The organism is Actinoplanes sp. ATCC 53533 (assembly GCF_003947245.1).
On sequence record NZ_QHHV01000435.1, the window covers coordinates 1 to 1763 of the forward strand.

Below are 1763 nucleotides of genomic sequence, written 5' to 3' on the forward strand. Positions count from 1 at the left end.
AGCGAGATCCTGAACAACCTCGGCAAGGACGCCGGCGTGGCCCGCAACGTCACGTTCGAGGAGGCCGGCGCCCTGGCGGGCACGGACAACACCGCGGCCCTGTTCAACGGCAACACCTCGGTGGTCGAGCTGCCGAAGGGCATCGTGAAGCGCAGCCGCGACACCGCGGTCGAGATGTGGTTCAAGATCTCCGGCACCCAGTCCGGCGGCCCGCTCCTGGGCTATCAGGACAAGGCGGTCGACCAGACGCCGACCACCGGTGTGCCGCTGCTCTACATCGACACCAGCGGCCAGCTCCGCGGCCAGTTCAAGACCACCTCGGCCACGCCCAGCCCGATGACGGTGCCCGGCGACGTGCGCAACAACGAGTGGCACCACGTCGTCATGTCGGTGACGGCCGACGTGCAGACCATCTACCTGGACGGCGTGCGCAAGGTCAGCAAGCCGATCGCCGAGGGCGTGCTCGACCACAGCCTGCTGACCTTCAACCAGGCCGGCGCGGCCTGGGCGACCTCGCCCGCGTCCTGGCCCGGCTGGGGCACGACTGCCAAGCGCACCTTCAACGGCTGGCTCGACGAGGCCGCCGTCTACGGCCACGCGCTCAGCGACCAGAGCGTCAAGGCCCACTACGACCTCGGCAAGAACAAGGCCGACCAGCTCGCCGTGGTGACCCTGCCGAGCGGCAAGATCGCCTCGGAGGCCGCCTACGACACCTCGGCCGACCGGGTCAAGGAATACACCGACGGCAACGGCGGCACCTGGAAGATCGGCCTGCCTACCGTCTTCGGCGGCGACACCGACCTGCGCCGCGGGGTGCAGGTGCTCGACCCGGCCGACCGCCCGTACCTCTACGAATACGACGCGCTGTCCGGCCGGATGCTGCGCTCGGGTTCCCCGATCGGCATCAGCACCCGGCCCGAGGACCGTCCGCCGACGCCCTCGCCCACCCCGTCCACGCCGACCGAGATCTGCACCTCGCCCGACCCCGGTGACCCGCAGTTCTGCACCACCATCCCCGGTGGCGCCGGCGGGCCGGTGTTCACCGAGGCCGAACTCGGGGGCATGGTCGTGCGGTCCTTCGGCTACGACGCCCAGGGCCGGCAGAACCTGATCGTCAACGAGAACGGCGCCTCGGTCGCGCTGACCTTCGACGACCGTGGCAACGTCACGTCGCGCAAGGCCTGCCGCAAGCCGGGCGACTGCCAGACGTCGTACACCAAGTACACGACGCCGTCGATGACCAACCCGTTCGACCCGCAGAACGACCTGCCGACCGAGGTGCGCGACCCCCGGTCGTCGAGCGCCACCGACTCCAGGTACCTCACCTCGACGACGTACGTGTCCAGCGGCGAGGTCGACAAGGAGACCGGTCCGGACTTCAGCAACACCAACACCGACTACACCGTGGGCGCTGAGCCGTCGTTCAACCCGGCCGGCGAGTCCATGCCGCCCGGGCTGCCGTCCGCGGTGACCGACACCGAAAACCGGGTCACCCGGTTCAAGTACAACTCGTCCGGCGACCTGACCTCGACGACCACGCCGTCCGGTCTGGTCACCGAATCGACGTACGACGTGCTCGGCCGCAAGATCCAGGACAAGGAGAAGTCCGACTCGTACCCGGACGGCGTGGTCACCACGTACACGTACGACGACATGGGCCGGCTGCTGACCACCACCGGCCCGGTGACCACCAACGCGGTGGACGGCAGCAAGCACCAGGCCGTCACCGCGAACACCTATGACGTGGACGGCAACGTCGTCAA

Annotated in this window: 1 protein-coding gene; it reads left to right on the forward strand. The window is 69.0% G+C overall.

Annotated elements, in window-relative coordinates:
* Positions 1-1763, forward strand: a 1763-nt coding sequence (locus DMB66_RS58760) for a LamG domain-containing protein (RefSeq protein ID WP_305028237.1), incomplete at both ends; no start/stop codon positions are given.